The organism is Colwellia sp. RE-S-Sl-9 (assembly GCF_048296855.1).
GTDB lineage: Bacteria > Pseudomonadota > Gammaproteobacteria > Enterobacterales > Alteromonadaceae > Pseudocolwellia.
Genome location: NZ_CP182631.1, coordinates 4,135,836 through 4,152,494 on the forward strand (window position 1 = coordinate 4,135,836; position 16,659 = coordinate 4,152,494).

General features: G+C 37.4%; 14 protein-coding genes. All 14 read left to right on the forward strand.

Features of this window, described 5'->3' with window-relative positions; genetic code table 11:
• Positions 1 to 3 precede the first annotated feature (3 nt).
• The 14 genes from ftsL to lpxC all read left to right on the forward strand — a co-directional run bounded on the left by ftsL (position 4) and on the right by lpxC (position 16,552).
• Positions 4 to 318, forward strand: a complete 315-nt coding sequence (ftsL, locus tag ACM9HF_RS17965; protein WP_473612546.1) for a cell division protein FtsL — start codon at positions 4 to 6, stop codon at positions 316 to 318.
• Positions 315 to 2,075 carry a peptidoglycan D,D-transpeptidase FtsI family protein gene (locus ACM9HF_RS17970; protein WP_473612550.1) on the forward strand — a complete coding sequence of 587 codons (1,761 nt, stop codon included), beginning with the start codon at positions 315 to 317 and terminating at the stop codon, positions 2,073 to 2,075. The genes ftsL and ACM9HF_RS17970 overlap by 4 nt, the downstream gene beginning before the upstream one ends.
• Positions 2,068 to 3,585, forward strand: coding sequence for a UDP-N-acetylmuramoyl-L-alanyl-D-glutamate--2,6-diaminopimelate ligase (gene murE, locus ACM9HF_RS17975; protein WP_473612554.1), 1,518 nt, complete (start codon positions 2,068 to 2,070; stop codon positions 3,583 to 3,585). The genes ACM9HF_RS17970 and murE overlap by 8 nt, the downstream gene beginning before the upstream one ends.
• The gene (gene murF / locus ACM9HF_RS17980) at positions 3,582 to 4,973 is read left to right on the forward strand and encodes a UDP-N-acetylmuramoyl-tripeptide--D-alanyl-D-alanine ligase (protein ID WP_473612558.1); all 1,392 of its coding nucleotides are present in this window, start codon (positions 3,582 to 3,584) and stop codon (positions 4,971 to 4,973) included. The genes murE and murF overlap by 4 nt, the downstream gene beginning before the upstream one ends.
• Entirely contained in the window at positions 4,973 to 6,055 is a 1,083-nt protein-coding gene (gene mraY, locus ACM9HF_RS17985) for a phospho-N-acetylmuramoyl-pentapeptide-transferase (RefSeq protein WP_076418508.1), read from the forward strand. The genes murF and mraY overlap by 1 nt, the downstream gene beginning before the upstream one ends.
• Before the next feature lie 42 nt (positions 6,056 to 6,097).
• Entirely contained in the window at positions 6,098 to 7,468 is a 1,371-nt protein-coding gene (gene murD, locus ACM9HF_RS17990) for a UDP-N-acetylmuramoyl-L-alanine--D-glutamate ligase (protein ID WP_473612565.1), read from the forward strand.
• Between the two features lie 20 nt (positions 7,469 to 7,488).
• Positions 7,489 to 8,667, forward strand: a complete 1,179-nt coding sequence (gene ftsW, locus ACM9HF_RS17995) for a cell division protein FtsW (protein ID WP_473618333.1) — start codon at positions 7,489 to 7,491, stop codon at positions 8,665 to 8,667.
• Positions 8,664 to 9,791 (forward strand): undecaprenyldiphospho-muramoylpentapeptide beta-N-acetylglucosaminyltransferase, encoded by a 1,128-nt coding sequence (murG, locus tag ACM9HF_RS18000; protein WP_473612569.1) that lies wholly within the window; start codon positions 8,664 to 8,666, stop codon positions 9,789 to 9,791. Before ftsW ends, murG begins: the two co-directional genes overlap by 4 nt.
• 8 nt (positions 9,792 to 9,799) lie before the next feature.
• Entirely contained in the window at positions 9,800 to 11,260 is a 1,461-nt protein-coding gene (murC, locus tag ACM9HF_RS18005; protein ID WP_498811556.1) for a UDP-N-acetylmuramate--L-alanine ligase, read from the forward strand.
• Positions 11,260 to 12,198: a D-alanine--D-alanine ligase gene (locus ACM9HF_RS18010; RefSeq protein WP_473612578.1), complete on the forward strand. Its 939-nt coding sequence runs from the start codon at positions 11,260 to 11,262 to the stop codon at positions 12,196 to 12,198. The genes murC and ACM9HF_RS18010 overlap by 1 nt, the downstream gene beginning before the upstream one ends.
• 49 nt (positions 12,199 to 12,247) lie before the next feature.
• The gene (locus tag ACM9HF_RS18015; protein ID WP_473612581.1) at positions 12,248 to 13,006 is read left to right on the forward strand and encodes a cell division protein FtsQ/DivIB; all 759 of its coding nucleotides are present in this window, start codon (positions 12,248 to 12,250) and stop codon (positions 13,004 to 13,006) included.
• 5 nt (positions 13,007 to 13,011) lie between these two features.
• A complete protein-coding gene (ftsA, locus tag ACM9HF_RS18020) occupies positions 13,012 to 14,247 on the forward strand; it encodes a cell division protein FtsA (RefSeq protein ID WP_473612585.1) in 1,236 nt (411 codons plus the stop codon).
• Positions 14,248 to 14,356: 109 nt separating this feature from the next.
• Complete coding sequence (gene ftsZ / locus ACM9HF_RS18025; protein WP_473612589.1) at positions 14,357 to 15,520, forward strand: cell division protein FtsZ; 1,164 nt, start codon at positions 14,357 to 14,359, stop codon at positions 15,518 to 15,520.
• Between the two features lie 114 nt (positions 15,521 to 15,634).
• Positions 15,635 to 16,552 (forward strand): UDP-3-O-acyl-N-acetylglucosamine deacetylase, encoded by a 918-nt coding sequence (gene lpxC / locus ACM9HF_RS18030; protein WP_473612593.1) that lies wholly within the window; start codon positions 15,635 to 15,637, stop codon positions 16,550 to 16,552.
• Positions 16,553 to 16,659: the final 107 nt, after the last annotated feature.

Below are 16,659 nucleotides of genomic sequence, written 5' to 3' on the forward strand. Positions count from 1 at the left end.
ATTATGGCATCGAAAAAAATCGTTCTAGCATTTGAAATATGGAAAGACCTAAAACGTAATATCGTCGTACTTATTTTATTGATGTTAGTGGTTGTTTCAGCGTTTTATGTGATTTATTTCACGCATTTACATCGCCAAACCACCAGCGCCTATGAAAATTTATTAGTAGAGCGAGATGAACTCGATATTGAATTTCGCAACTTGTTATTAGAACAAAACAGTTTAGCCGAACATAGCGCAATAGAAAGTAAAGCGGCTAAAAAATTAAATATGAAGCGTCCCGACGCAAAATCAGAAGTGATTATTACATTGCCATGAGCAAAAAAGTGATTAAACGAAATGACAAATACAAGCCTACCACCGTAGCATGGCGTTTTTACGTTGTGCTAGGTGTGATCTTGTTCGTTTATTCAGGATTAATGGCTCGTAGCGCTTATATTCAGGTTATTGAACCTGATATGTTGAAAGAACAAGGCGACATGCGCTCGTTAAGAACGGCATTTAAAACCGTTCAACGTGGTTCTATTTTAGATCGTAATGGTGATGAACTCGCTGTAAGTGTTCCTGTTGAAACTATTTGGGCGGATCCTAAAATAGTGATGCAAAATAAAGCACTTGAAATGAAAGAGCATTGGCAAGCATTAGCTGATGTACTTGATCAAGATGTAAACGATTTAACAAGCCGCGTTTTACGTCATCCTACTAAACGTTTTGTTTATATAGAACGTCAAGTTTCTCCTGCAATGGCGAATTATGTTCGTCAATTGAAAATTCCCGGTATTCATTTAAGAAAAGAATCTAAACGCTTTTATCCTGCGGGTGAAATAAGTGCTCATCTTGTTGGTTTTACTAATGTTGATGATAAAGGTATTGAAGGTGTTGAACGTGTTTACGATCAATTACTCACGGGCACTGATGGTAAACAACAATATAGAAAAGACGCAAAAGGTCGTAAGATTGAAATTGTTAAGGTAGAAGATGCAACACCACCTAAAAACCTGCAATTAAGTATCGATCAACGTATTCAAGCTCTGGCTTATAAAGAACTTAAAGGTGCTGTAAAAGCGTTTAAAGCGACGTCGGGTTCAGTCATTGTAACCAATGTTAATACAGGGGAAATACTAGCTATTGTTAATAGCCCTTCGTATAACCCGAATAACCGCAGAAACACAGCTATTCATCGTTTTAGAAACCGAGCTATTACCGATTTTTATGAGCCGGGTTCAACGATGAAGCCTTTAACTATATTAAGTGCTTTAGAATTTGGTTCAGCTAATACAGATACTATTGTTAATACTTCGCCAGGTTATATGAGATTGGGTGGCCGTCGAGTAAGCGATCCGCGTAACTATGGGAAACAAAGCTTAACTGATATTTTGGTAAATTCTTCAAATATGGGAACCACGACATTAGCATTAGAATTACCTAAAGAATTTTATTTAGATAAGTTTTTTGAAGCAGGATTTGGTGAAGACACAGGCACAGGCCTCATAGGTGAAAGCTCGGGTATTATGCATGATCGTAATCGTTGGTCTCAAATTGAACTTGCCACCTTGTCATACGGAATGGGGGTTGCAGCAACACCATTACAAATAGCTCGATTTTATTCTGCAATCGCTAATGGCGGTATAAAACGTTCATTAAGTATTTTAAAAGCAACGCCTGAAAATAGTCAGTTTAATAAAGCTGAACGTATATTTTCAAAAGAAAATAGTCAATTAGTTATGAATATGCTTGAGCAAGTGGTTAATAAACATGTTGAAGCTGCAGTGGTTGACGGTTATCGCGTAGGTGGTAAAACTGGGACCGCTTTTAAAGCTATGGCCGGTAGTTACGGAAACGACTATGTAGGACTATTTGCTGGTTTTGCACCTATTACAAAACCTGAACTTTCAGTCGTTGTTGTTATTAATGAGCCAAGCGGTGATATGTATCACGGTGGTGAAGTTGCTGCACCTGTATTTTCACGTGTTATGAAAGGTGCTTTGCATTTACTTAATATCGCACCAGACAAATTAGAAAACGAAGTAAAAGTAACACATGTTCAAAAAAGCGAGGACGATGACAATGCCTAGTTATTCTCGTTTTTCAATTAATTTAGCACTTAATGCTTTTAATATCATGGTAAACGTTGATCTCTCCGAGAAAGAAGATCGCGATCTTATCAATGACAGCCGAGAAGTTAAAAAGGGCGATATTTTTGCTGCAACTATTGGCCAGTTATGTGACGGACGAGATTATATTGATAATGCTATAGACGCAGGTGCTGAGCTTATTCTTGTGCAATGCGAAAGCATGAAAAAGCACGGTAAAGTTAAAGTGAAAAATAAAGTCACTTTAATTCAATTTTTTGAGCTGAATAAGCATCTTTCTAGATTAGCTAATTTATATTATCAACAACCTCATAATAAGCTGACCACTATTGGTATTACAGGAACAAACGGTAAAACCACGACTAGCCAAATTATTGCTCAGTTATTCGAAAGTTGCGGAAAGTCTTGTGCTGTTATTGGGACGGTTGGGGCAGGTAAATTAAATAATTTACAACCTGTTATTAATACAACACCGGGCCCTACAGAATTAAATAGATTATTAAATAGTTTTGTTAACGACAAAATTAGTCATGTAGCGATGGAAATATCGTCACACGCGTTAGATCAAGAGCGTATATCACCATCAATGATTGATATCGCGGTATTTACTAATTTAAGCCAAGATCATCTTGATTATCACCATACGATGGAAAGTTACGCGCAAGCGAAAGAAAAACTTTTCACTCAAAATTCGGCGCAAATAGCCATATTAAATGGTGATGATGCTTGTGCACAAAACTGGTTGAAAAATTGGTCCAGTGATTCAACGGTTATTATTTATGGTTTAGATCAAAACATTAAAAATAATGAACGCTTTGTTTGCGCCACTAATATTAAACACACACTTCAAGGTGTTGAGTTTGAGATAGAAACACATCTAGGTAAGGTTACTGTAGCCAGTGCTTTAATGGGTGACTTCAATATAAGTAATTTGCTTGCTTCTGCTGCAGTGTTATTAAGCCAAGATTTTACCTTAGAGCAACTCGTAAAAGCTATTAGCCAACTTAAACCCATTGTTGGACGAATGGAGATGTTTTCTGCACCTAATTTACCCACGTCGGTTGTTGACTATGCACATACGCCCGATGCTTTAGAGAATGCATTAAAAGCCTGTAAACCTCATTGCCAAGGGAATCTACATGTAGTTTTTGGTTGTGGTGGTGATCGCGATAAAGGTAAACGACCTTTAATGGGCGCTATAGCCGAACAATATTCAGATTTTGTGGTATTAACAAACGACAACCCACGTAACGAATCACCTGAAGCTATTGCAAATGAAATTCTCACAGGTTGTAAATTTCCTGACAAAGTTAAGGTTATTCTAACGCGTAATAAAGCCGTAGAACATACGATAGGAACCTCTGCCGCTAATGACATGATTTTATTTGCAGGTAAAGGGCATGAAGATTACATCGTTATAGGTAACGAAAAAATAGCTTATAACGAACGTGGACTTGTTCAATCAATATATGCCAATAAGGCGGTCTCATGATTTCATTAACACTTTCAACTATCGCTAGTGCTGTTAATGGGCAATTAATAGGCAACGATTTATCAATCGATAATATTACAACAGATAGTCGCTCTTTAAATAAAGGTGATTTATTTTTAGCGTTGAAAGGGCCTAATTTTGATGGGCACAAGTTTGTTGAACAGGCTGAAAAATCTGGATGCTTAGCCCTTATTATTGATCATCAAGTTGATTCACCTTTACCACAAATTATTGTTAAAGATACTCATCAAGCCTTAGGGCAAGTTGCTGCCTTTGTTAAAACAACGATAGCGCCAAAAACTGTTGCTATAACAGGTAGCAGCGGTAAAACCACGGTTAAAGAAATGGTATCAGCCATTTTATCGCGTATTGGTAATGTGTTAGCGACAAAGGGCAACTTTAATAATGATATTGGTGTGCCATTAACATTATTAAGACTTGAGCATACACACGATTTTGCCGTAATTGAGCTAGGTGCTAATCATATGGGCGAAATAGCTTATACAACAGGACTTACTCAGCCAGACGTAGCCGTAATTAACAATATAGCCGCAGCCCATTTAGAAGGTTTTGGTAGCTTATGTGGAGTTGCTCGAGCGAAAGGCGAAATTTTTGAAGGTTTATCTGAGAATGGCATCGCTTTGTATAACCAAGATTGTCAGTTTGCAAATAAATGGCAATGGCGTTTAGAAAATAAAACGGTACGTCGTTTCTCGTGTGTAAGTGAGTCAGATTGTTTTAGTTCAAACGTAGTTTTAGACGATCGCGGTTGCGCAAGTTTTACTTTAAACACTCATGTAGGCAATACCTTTATTGAATTAACGGTACCGGGTAAACATAACGTTTGTAATGCCGTTGCTGCCGCACTTATTGCTATAGAATTCGGTGCAAGTTTAAATGATATTCGAATTGGTTTAGCTGAAATGCAACCAGTGAGTGGTCGTTTAAATATACATCAACTTTCACCCGGTTTACGACTTATTGACGACACTTACAATGCCAACGTTGAATCAATAAAAGCAGCAACTGAATTATTAGCAAGTTATCCCGGAAAACGTATTTTGATTTTAGGCGATATGGGGGAGTTAGGTGCAGAAGCGAGAAGTTATCACCAAGAAGTTGGTGAACATGCTCTTACTTGTAAAATAGACCACCTATTAACGGTTGGAGTATTAAGCCAAGTAACAACGGATGCTTTTAACCAATCACAAAAAACAGGTTCACATTTTAGTTCAAAAGAAGCGCTGGTAGAGGCACTTCATCCCTTGATTGAAAATGAAGAACAGCAAATATCAATATTAATAAAAGGTTCAAGAAGCGCACATATGGAAGATGTAGTTAAACAAGTTATTTCCCACTATCAACAAGTTAATGAGGGAATAGCGTAATGTTACTTTGGTTAGGTGAATATTTAACTCAATATTTTAGTGCGTTTAATGTTTTTTCATATTTAACATTTAGAGCTATTGTCAGCACGTTAACTGCGTTAGTTGTTTCGTTGTATTTTGGCCCGAAATTAATTAGATATTTACAAGATATGCAAATAGGCCAAACAGTACGAGATGATGGCCCGCAAAGTCATTTATCTAAATCAGGCACACCAACAATGGGTGGTATTTTAATATTAGCTTCTATTGTTTTTAGTGTTTTATTATGGGCCGATTTATCAAATACTTACGTTCAAGTTGTGTTGTTTGTGGTGATAAGTTTTGGTTTGATTGGTTTTGTAGACGATTACCGAAAAGTTATTAGAAAAGATTCCAATGGGTTAATCGCTCGCTGGAAATATTTTTGGCAAACAGCCGCAGGTCTTTCGACTGCCATATTTTTATATTGGTTTGCTCAAACACCAGAAGAAACATCATTAGTTATTCCATTTATAAAAGACGTGCTACCTCAATTAGGTATTTTCTACATTGTAATGACTTATTTCGTGATTGTAGGTACCAGTAATGCGGTTAATTTAACGGATGGCTTAGATGGTTTAGCGATTGTTCCAACAGTAATGGTGGCGGGTGCATTGGGTTTATTCGCTTATGTAACGGGTAATGCCAATTTTTCTGAGTATTTAAATATTTCTCATATTCCATTAACCAGTGAGTTAGTGGTGGTGTGTACTGCTGTTGTTGGTGCTGGTTTAGGATTTTTATGGTTTAACACTTACCCCGCGCAAGTATTTATGGGCGATGTTGGCTCATTAGCTTTAGGCGCTACTCTAGGCGTTATTGCTGTATTAGTTAGACAAGAACTTGTTTTATTTATTATGGGTGGCGTTTTTGTTGTAGAAACCGTGTCGGTTATTTTACAAGTAGGCTCCTACAAATTACGCGGACAGCGCATTTTTAGAATGGCACCTATTCATCATCATTACGAATTGAAAGGCTGGCCAGAACCTAGAGTTATAGTAAGGTTTTGGATTATATCCGTAGTTTTAGTTTTAATTGGTTTGGCCACATTGAAACTACGTTAAGAGTTTTGAATAAAATTTAACACAAAGGTAAAACACATTTAAATGCAAAAATTAGCACACTTTAAAAACAAGAATATAGTCGTGTTGGGCGCAGGCCTAACAGGACTTTCTTGTGTGCGATTTTTACAAAAAAACAATATACCTTGTGCTGTTAACGACAGTAGAGAAAATCCGATAGATTTATCATTATTCAAAACAGACTTTCCAAATACAGAATTGTTTACGGGGAGTTGGAACGCTAACCTTATTCGACATGCTGAAGTTTTATTAGTTAGCCCAGGTGTTGATTTAAATGATGCAGCTATTCGCGATAATATAAGTAATACGTGTGAAGTGATTGGCGATGTTGAGCTGTATTGTCAATTAAGCAATACGTCAATAATAGCGGTTACGGGCTCAAATGGTAAATCAACCGTGGTGTCGTTATTACATTACTTAGGTAATCAGTTGGGTTATAAAACTCAATTGGGTGGCAATATTGGCGTACCGGTTTTAGACATAATTAATGAAGAGATTGATTATCTGGTATTAGAACTTTCTAGCTTTCAGCTTGAAACACTTCGCAGTATGAAGGCTAAAACAGCAAGTATTCTTAATATTAGTGATGATCATTTAGATCGTCATAAAACGATAGAAAACTATACTGCAATTAAACAAGCTATATATCCGCAAAGTTCTGTTGCTGTAATAAACCGTGATGATAGTGCAACACATACTTCAAACGATGTGGTGAAGAAACAAGTTTCTTTTGGGAGTGATAAACCCAAACTTGAACACTTTGGTGTCGCCTCATTTAATCAACAATCATATTTAATGTATGGCGATGAAAAATTAATCGCGTTAAATGAATTACCATTAGCCGGAATGCACAACGCGCTAAATTATTTAGCCGCATTAGCCTTAGGGATGAATGCTGGTTGGTCTTTATCGTTAATGGTGAGTCATTTAGCTGGATTTAAAGGTTTACCTCATCGTTGTCAGCGAGTTGAAAGTCAAGATGATGTACATTGGGTAAATGATTCAAAAGCAACAAATGTCGGTGCAACTTTGGCAGCAATTAAAGGTTTGTCAGATTTAGCAAAAGCTGATCAAAAACTTATTTTGATTGCGGGTGGTGATGGTAAAGGTGCTGATTTTTCACCACTTAAAAGTGTAATCAATGAGCATGTTGCTTTACTTTATACGCTTGGTAAAGATGGCGATAAAATTGCTGAGTTAGTTAAAAACTCTACAACCAACAGCATTCACGTATCATCTATCGATGAAGCAGTACATCTTGCTCATATTGTCGTGAAAGCAGGAGATATCGTTTTATTATCTCCAGCTTGCGCGAGTCTTGATATGTTTAAAAACTTTGCCGAACGTGGCCAAGTTTTTACTCAAGCTGTTCATTCAGTGCAAGGAGTTAGTTAATGACAACTCTTACTGAAAAAATGAACCTGATTACTATTCCACAATGGTTAACTTTTAATTCGTCGCGTGCAGCGACATTTGATCGTACCTATATAATTTTAGCATTTGCTATGTACATGATAGGTTTAGTTATCGTGGCAAGTGCTTCTATGCCAATTGCCGACAGATTATTTGGTAATCCTTTCCATTTTATTATTCGTCATTCTATCTATATCGGTTTGAGCTTATTTGTAGCAGCTATTGTCATGCAAGTGCCACTTGCTACATGGCATAAACATAGTACCCATTTATTGATTTTCGGTATTGTTTTATTGGTTACAGTACTGATCGTTGGGCGAGAGGTTAATGGTTCTCAACGTTGGATTATGGTTGGGCCTATTACGGTTCAAGCGGCAGAACCCGCTAAATTGTTTTTCTTTTGTTACCTATCTGCGTACTTAGTTCGACGTCGTGATGAAGTGATGGAAAACGTTAAAGGCTTTATTAAACCCCTGATTGTTTTTGGCGTTTTAGCTAGTTTGTTATTGTTTCAGCCGGATTTAGGTACGGTTATTGTGATGTTTGTGACTACTTTTGGTTTGTTATTTTTAGCAGGCGCAAAATTATGGCAGTTCATATCTATTGCATTAGTTGGATTAACCTCAATTTCGGCATTAGCTTATTTTTCACCTTATCGATGGGCGCGTGTTACAGGTTTTTTAGACCCATGGAAAGATCCATTTGGTACGGGTTATCAATTAACTCAATCGTTAATGGCTTATGGTCGTGGCGAAATGTTTGGTCAAGGTTTAGGTAATAGTATTCAAAAGCTTGAATACTTACCTGAAGCACATACCGATTTTGTAATGGCCGTATTAGCCGAAGAGTTTGGTTTTGTGGGTATTGCTACCATTTTAGTTATAAGTATGACGTTAGTGATAAAAGCCTTATTACTAGGGCGTAACGCGGTAAGTAAAGAAAAGTATTTTGAAGGCTTTTTTGCTTACGCTATTGGTATTTGGTTTAGCTTTCAAGCTGCCGTTAATGTTGGTGCAAGTGCAGGTATTGTACCAACCAAAGGTTTAACTATGCCGCTGATCAGTTATGGCGGTAGTTCAATGATTATTATGACCATTGCACTAGTTGTTTTATTAAGAATCGACCACGAAATCAGGTTGCAAAGTATTCAGGCAACCAGTAAAGGAGGTCGAAAAAAATGAGTGACAGAAAAATTTTAAATAGTGAAAACACGAACAACAATAAGAAAAAACCAACCATTTTAATTATGGCTGGTGGTACAGGCGGGCATATATTTCCGGGGATAGCGGTAGCTGATAAATTAAAATCAATGGGCTGGAATATCCATTGGTTAGGTACAGCTAAACGTATGGAAGCGAGTATTGTTCCTGAACATGGTTACGAAATATCGTTTATTAATATTGCAGGTTTACGTAATAAAAATTGGAAAGAATGGATTAAAACCCCCTTTAAATTGATGCTGTCAGTTTTTCAATCCATACAAGTTATTCGTAAAGTAAAACCCGATGTTGTATTAGGTATGGGCGGTTATGCAAGTGCTCCTGGCGGAGTTGCAGCTTGGCTCATGAGTAAGCCGTTAGTTTTACATGAACAAAATGCTGTAGCCGGTATGAGTAACCGCTTTTTATCAAGAATAGCGTCGCGTGTATTAAGTGCTTTTCCGGGGGCATTTAGTCAAGGAATTAAGCATCAGGTTATTGGTAATCCTCTTCGAAGCGACATTATTGCTATTGAAAACGTTATACCGCAACAACCTGCTAGCAGTAAAAAAGTATTAGTTGTAGGCGGGAGCTTAGGTGCTCAAATACTTAATACAACGGTGCCGCAAGCAATGAAACAAATCAAACTTCAAAGTATTGATGTTTGGCATCAAACAGGTAAGGGCAATCAAGAGGCTGTATTAGATAGCTATCAAGAATACGGGCTACCTGAAGAAAAAGTAAAAGTTACTGAATTTATTGATGATATGGCAGAAGCATACAAATGGGCTGATGTTGTTATTTGTAGAGCAGGAGCGTTAACGGTTTCTGAATTAGCAATGGCAGCAAAGCCAGCAGTATTTGTACCTTTGCCACATGCGGTTGACGATCACCAAACAAAAAATGCCATGTATTTAGTCGAACGAGGAGCTGCGAAGCTTATCCCGCAAGCTGAATTTAACGGTACAACATTAGCGCAAATGTTAAATACCCTTTTTATATCAGATACCGTAGTACAAAAAATGGCAAAAGAAGCACACGATGCAGCCCACGCTGATGCTACGGCTAATCTTGCGGCAATTTGTGTTGAGTTGGTATCAAAATGAGTAGAGCAATGAGTGATAAAAAATCGGAACCTTCATCTAATATCAATGCATTAGGCGCAAGAACACCGGAAATGAGACGCGTGAAGCGTATTCATTTTGTTGGTATTGGTGGGGCTGGTATGGGTGGTATAGCTGAAGTGTTGTTAAACGAAGGTTATGAAATCACAGGATCTGACATCGGTGAAAACCAAGTGGTTAAGCGTTTAGTTGGTTTAGGTGCAAAAGTTACTATTGGACATCATAAAGATAATATTGAAGGTGCGAGCGTTATTGTTGTTTCAACGGCTATTGATGCTTCTAACCCTGAAATAGAGCATGCTTTGCAACTGCGTATTCCTGTGGTAAGAAGAGCTGAAATGTTAGCCGAACTTATGCGTTTTAGACATGGCATTGCTATAGCCGGTACTCATGGAAAAACAACAACAACGAGCTTAATAGCCAGTATATTTGGTGAAGCGAAACTTGATCCTACCTTTGTTATTGGTGGGCTATTAAATAGCGCAGGTACTAACGCACAGCTTGGTAGCAGCAGATATTTAATTGCAGAAGCAGACGAAAGTGATGCGTCATTTTTACATCTACAACCTATGGTAGCTGTTGTCACTAATATCGATGAAGATCATATGGAAACATACCAAGGTGATTTTGAAAAACTTAAAGATACCTATATCGAGTTTTTACATAATTTACCTTTTTATGGCCTTGCTGTTGTTTGTATCGACAATCCGGTAGTAAGAGAACTTTTACCTAGAATTGGTCGACAAGTTATTACTTATGGTTTTTCAGAGGATGCTGATGTTCAAGCAACCAACTTTAAACAAACAAATGGTAAAAGCTATTTTACGGTTAAGCGAGCAGGTAAAGAATTGATGCAACTTAGTGTGAATCTTCCTGGTGAGCATAATGTATTAAATGCTTTAGCAAGTATTGCCGTTGCAACAGATGAAAATGTTGAAGATGCAGCGATTCAGTCGGCCTTAGAAAAATTTGCAGGTATTGGCAGAAGATTTGAACAACTTGCCGAACTAAAAACAGAAAATGGCGATATGGTGCTGGTAGATGATTACGGACACCACCCAAGAGAAGTACAAGTAACCATTAAAGCCATGCGTAATGGTTGGCCAGAAAAACGTTTAGTGATGGTGTTTCAGCCTCATAGATATTCTCGAACTCGTGATTTATACGAAGATTTTGTAGAAGTATTATCGGAAGTGGACTGTTTATATCTTTTAGATGTATATGCTGCTGGCGAAGCACCCGTTGCAGGAGCTGACAGTAAGAGTTTAGCTAGAAGTATCAGACAACGTGGTCAAGTAGAGCCTATTTACGTGAGTGATGTGAATCAGTTAGCTGAATTACTACAGGGGCAGCTACAAGATGGTGACATGGTTATTACGCAAGGCGCAGGAAATATTGGTGCAATTGCTAAATCGTTAGCAACAAGTTCTTTATTAGGAGCATCTAACTAATGAATACTTCTGTAAATAAAGCACTAAAAGAACAAAAAATAGCTGTTTTGTATGGCGGTAATTCAGCTGAACGTGACGTTTCGTTGAAGTCGGGTAAAGCAATATTTAATGCCCTTAATACGACCGGTTATAACGTTGAACTGATCGACACAAAAGACTTTTGTTTAAGTGATCTTGTTAAAAAAAATATCGATAGAGCTTTTATCGCATTACACGGGCGAGGTGGTGAAGACGGTTGTTTACAAGGCGCTTTAGAGTATATGAATATTGCATATACAGGTTCGGGTGTTTTAGGTTCGGCGCTTTCAATGGATAAAATTAGAAGCAAGCAAGTGTTCCAAGCTGTAGATATCCCTACAGCCCCATTTTGTATTGCAGACAAAAATATTTATCAAAAAGCTGATGCTCAAACCATCATGGCTGAATTAGGTCATAAAGTGATGGTAAAGCCAGCAAATGAAGGCTCAAGTATTGGAATGGCAATGGCGGTAAATGCAGATGAATTACATGAAGCATTAACTACAGCGTTTGAATACGATGAAGATGTATTAGTAGAAGCTTGGATCACAGGGCCTGAATATACCGTCGCTATTTTAGGTAACGAAGCGCTTCCTGCTATTCATATGGAAACACCAAGAGGTTTTTACGATTACGAAGCTAAGTATCAGTCAACAACAACTCAGTACCATTGCCCATGTGGATTATCAGTAGAAGATGAAGAGCAACTTAAAGCTATTGCTTTACGTGCATTTAAAGCTACTGATGCAAAAGGATGGGGACGTGTAGATGTTATGCGTAGCGAAATTAATGGTTGGCAGGTGTTAGAAGTAAACACCGTACCGGGTATGACAGAAACATCGTTAGTACCTAAAGCGGCTAAAGAATATGGATTAAGTTTTAATCAATTAGTCGCCAAAGTTTTAGAAATAAGCTGTTAACAACAAATTTTACTTATAGTTTTTACTGAGAAAAAGATAAAGCATAAATATGACGAAAGAGAACGCAACTGAAACTAAGCAAAAAATAAATATCAGCTTTTGGGCCGGTGTTGTTTTTTTTGCTGTAGTCGTGGGATCAATATCTTCGTTTGCATATTTTTTAAATAATAAGTTATCTGAAGATGAATCTGCACCAGTAACATCTTTAGTCATCAGTGGTGAAATGGCTTACACCACTAAAAATGATATAGAAAAAGCGATTGAGCACATCAATTTTGGTAACTTTTTTAAGGTTGATGTAAATAACGTACAAAAAATGGTGGAAGCATTGCCTTGGGTTTATTCGGTATCTGTAAGAAAGCAATGGCCAAATGAATTGAAAATTTATGTTGTTGATCAAGCGCCGATAGCGCAATGGAATGGTGATTCTTATATCAATGCTTATGGTGAAGTTTTCCAAACAGGGACAAATAATTTAGCCAATAATTTACCAGACTTTTTTGGACCTGAAGGCACTGAAGATGTGGCATTAAAAAATTATAAAAACTTAAACGAGTTACTCAGTTATGGCGGTTTTAATATTTCTGAATTGGTATTAACAGAACGATACGCCTGGCAATTAACATTAAAAAATGGCGTTATTTTGAATTTAGGTAGAGAAAATAGAGTAGAGCGCATACAGCGTTTTATGGATGCATATCCACATATAAAATTAGAAGAAGATGTACAAATTAATTATGTAGATCTTAGATACGACACCGGCTTTGCAGTTGGGTTTAAATCCATTGATAAGAATGAAAGAGTTTAACTTTAATGTCAAAAATAATAGATAGAAACCTCGTAGTAGGACTAGACATAGGTACTTCAAAAATATCTGTGGCTGTAGGGGAAATTACTCCAGACAAGAAGTTAAGCATTGTAGGTGTGGGTAACCAACCAGCAAGAGGCATGGATAAAGGTGGCGTAAACGACTTAAATCTTGTTATTCAGTCAATTCAACGAGCGGTTAATGAAGCTGAGTTAATGGCTGATTGTAATATTACCTCTGTGTATTTAGGCATTTCAGGTAAGCATATTAGTTGTCAAAATGAACAAGGCATGGTGCCAATTACTGATAATGAAGTTATTCAAGAAGATGTAGATAACGTTATTCATACAGCTCGTTCAGTACCAATTTCAGCAGAGCGTAGAATGCTTCATGTATTACCGCAAGAATATAGTATTGATTGCCAAGACGGCATAAAAAGCCCAATAGGTATGTCAGGTGTAAGAATGGAAGCCAAAGTTCACATTGTTACTTGTGCGAACGACATGGCTAAAAATATTGTGAAATGTGTAGAACGATGTGATTTGAAAGCTGATCAATTAATTTTTTCTGCACTAGCATCAAGTTATTCAATACTCACGGAAGATGAAAAAGAATTAGGTATTTGTGTTGTAGACATGGGCGCGGGGACTATTGATATTTCAATATTTACAGGCGGTGCATTAAGACATACCGCGGTAATACCTGTTGCTGGTAATCAAGTTACAAGTGATATCGCAAAAATATTTAGAACACCATTAAGTCATGCTGAAGATATAAAAGTGCAATACGCTTGCGCATTAAGACAAATGGTGAGTATGGAAGATAATATCGAAGTACCAAGTGTTGGTGGAAGAGCAGCACGTTCAATGTCGAGACATACATTGGCTGAAGTTGTAGAACCAAGATACCAAGAGCTTTTTGAATTAATACAAGAAGAAGTGCGTGAAGCAGGTTTAGAAGATCAAATTGCAGCAGGTTACGTATTAACGGGTGGTACTTCCAAAATGGAAGGCGTTGTTGAGTTTGCTGAAGAGGTATTTCAAATGCCTGTTAGAGTCGCTACACCTCAGGGTGTATCAGGCTTACATGAGTATGTTAATGATCCTATATATTCAACTGTTGTTGGTTTATTGCACTATGGAATGCAAGCAAACGAGCAACATGGTAACGAAATTAAAACAAGCGATGGAGTGAGATCTTTAGGGACTCGCGTCGTTGCTTGGTTTAAAGGTGAGTTCTAAAAGTAAAAAAAATGTAAATAAATGAATATTTAGCTTTATGTCTTTAATAAATCTAAATAAAATATCGTTTTGGTGGAACAAAACATTATATAAATCGGAGAATAAAAAAATGTTTGAATTAATGGAAGATCACAATCAAGAAGCAGTTATTAAAGTAATAGGTGTTGGCGGCGGCGGCGGAAATGCTGTTGAGCATATGGTGACACAAACTATAGAAGGCGTTGAGTTCATAACAGCTAACACAGACTCGCAAGCCCTTCGTAATTCATCAGCTAATGTAACTTTACAGTTAGGTACTGATGTAACAAAAGGTTTAGGCGCAGGCGCAAACCCTGAAATTGGCCGCAGAAGCGCTGAAGAAGATAGAGAAACTATCAAAGAAGCTCTTCGAGGAGCTGATATGATCTTTATTGCTGCTGGTATGGGCGGTGGTACAGGTACCGGTGCAGCTCCAGTAGTTGCTGAAATAGCCAAAGAAATGGGTATTTTAACGGTTGCTGTTGTAACAAAACCTTTCCCGTTTGAAGGGAAAAAGCGTATGAATTACGCAGATCAAGGTATTGAATTTTTAACTAAAAATGTTGATTCATTGATCACTATTCCTAATGAAAAATTATTAAAAGTATTAGGTCCAGGCACAAGTTTACTTGACGCATTTAAAGCTGCAAACAATGTATTATTAGGTGCAGTGCAAGGTATTGCGGAACTAATTACTCGTCCAGGACTCATAAACGTTGATTTCGCCGATGTTAGAACAGTAATGTCTGAAATGGGAACGGCAATGATGGGGTCTGGTACTGCATCAGGTCCAGATCGTGCTGAAGAAGCTGCTGAAGCCGCAATTTCAAGCCCATTACTTGAAGATGTAGATTTAGCCGGTGCTCGTGGTATTTTGGTTAATATTACAGCCGGTATGGATATTAGTATTGATGAATTTGAAACAGTAGGTAATGCAGTAAAAGCATTTGCTTCTGAAAATGCTACTGTTGTTGTTGGTGCAGTTATCGACCCAGAAATGACTGACGAATTACGTGTAACAGTAGTTGCTACAGGTATTGGCGCTGAGCGTAAACCAGATATTACATTGGTTAATCCAGCTCCACAGGTTGAGCAACAAGTTGTTGGCGGTGATTACGTACCTAGCCCACAAATTGATTTAAATTCAGCAGCTGTAGCAATGCCTGAAAGCAATGCTCAAGTGCAAAAAGTAGCGGCAACTGATTTAGATAACTACTTAGATATACCAGCATTTTTACGTAAACAGGCTGATTAGTTGACTCTAAAGAGTCCTACTTTGATTATATCGAGTGAATTTGCTATATTACGCGACCGCTGAAAATTAGCGTTCATGTTCAATATTAAAGAAGCGAATGGTTAAAGGCTATTTATGATAAAACAACGTACTATTAAAGACAGTGTTTCTGCTGTTGGCGTAGGCTTACACAAAGGCGAAAAGGTGCAGATAACTCTCCGTCCTGCTCCTGCCAATACCGGAATCATATTCCGTCGTGTAGACTTGTCTCCAATTGTAGACATTAAAGCAACGCCCGAAGCTGTGGGCGAAACAACTTTATGTACGTGTTTAGTTAATAAAGAAAATGTAAAGATTTCCACCGTCGAACATCTTCTTGCTGCCGTAGCCTCACTCGGTATTGATAACCTGATCATCGATGTAGATTCAGCTGAAGTGCCTATTATGGATGGGAGTTCGCTTCCATTTGTATACTTGATCCAATCTGTAGGTATAGAAACATCAAAAGTTGCTAAGCGTTTTATTCGAATTACTAAAACAATTCGTGTAGAAGAAGGCGATAAATGGGCAGAATTAAAACCTTATGAAGGTTTTCGTGTTAACTTTTCGATAGAGTTTAATCACCCTGTTATTGCTAATACCTGTCAAACCATGAGTATGGATTTATCAAGTAACACTTTTATTAAAGAAATTAGTCGCGCAAGAACGTTTGGTTTTATGCAAGATATTGACTTTCTTCGTTCTCACGATTTAGCCTTAGGCGGTAGTTTAGAGAACGCGATAGTGCTTGATGAATATCGTATGTTGAACAAAGATGATTTGAGATACGATGACGAATTTGTTAAACATAAAATATTAGATGCTATTGGTGATTTGTATATGGGCGGCACCAGTATTTTAGGTGAACTTAACGCATTTAAATCAGGGCACGCACTTAACAATCTTTTATTAAGAGAAGTGTTTAAGCAAAAAGAGTCTTGGGAATGGGTCACATTTGAAGACAATGAAAAAGCGCCTATTGAATATCAAGAACTGAATACTTCAATTTTTTAATACTTATGTATTAGTTAATATTTAAAACCAGCCTTTAGCTGGTTTTTTGTTTTAGAAAGATCACTCAAATTTGTACATAGATTGATTATTTATTCTTCGTATTAAAT

Coding starts and splice junctions, on each gene's coding strand:
- ftsL (WP_473612546.1), top strand. CDS start 4: ATGGCATCGAAAAAAATCGTTCTAGCATTTGAAATATGGAAAGACCTA.
- ACM9HF_RS17970 (WP_473612550.1), top strand. CDS start 315: ATGAGCAAAAAAGTGATTAAACGAAATGACAAATACAAGCCTACCACC.
- murE (WP_473612554.1), top strand. CDS start 2,068: ATGCCTAGTTATTCTCGTTTTTCAATTAATTTAGCACTTAATGCTTTT.
- murF (WP_473612558.1), top strand. CDS start 3,582: ATGATTTCATTAACACTTTCAACTATCGCTAGTGCTGTTAATGGGCAA.
- mraY (WP_076418508.1), top strand. CDS start 4,973: ATGTTACTTTGGTTAGGTGAATATTTAACTCAATATTTTAGTGCGTTT.
- murD (WP_473612565.1), top strand. CDS start 6,098: ATGCAAAAATTAGCACACTTTAAAAACAAGAATATAGTCGTGTTGGGC.
- ftsW (WP_473618333.1), top strand. CDS start 7,489: ATGAACCTGATTACTATTCCACAATGGTTAACTTTTAATTCGTCGCGT.
- murG (WP_473612569.1), top strand. CDS start 8,664: ATGAGTGACAGAAAAATTTTAAATAGTGAAAACACGAACAACAATAAG.
- murC (WP_498811556.1), top strand. CDS start 9,800: ATGAGTGATAAAAAATCGGAACCTTCATCTAATATCAATGCATTAGGC.
- ACM9HF_RS18010 (WP_473612578.1), top strand. CDS start 11,260: ATGAATACTTCTGTAAATAAAGCACTAAAAGAACAAAAAATAGCTGTT.
- ACM9HF_RS18015 (WP_473612581.1), top strand. CDS start 12,248: ATGACGAAAGAGAACGCAACTGAAACTAAGCAAAAAATAAATATCAGC.
- ftsA (WP_473612585.1), top strand. CDS start 13,012: ATGTCAAAAATAATAGATAGAAACCTCGTAGTAGGACTAGACATAGGT.
- ftsZ (WP_473612589.1), top strand. CDS start 14,357: ATGTTTGAATTAATGGAAGATCACAATCAAGAAGCAGTTATTAAAGTA.
- lpxC (WP_473612593.1), top strand. CDS start 15,635: ATGATAAAACAACGTACTATTAAAGACAGTGTTTCTGCTGTTGGCGTA.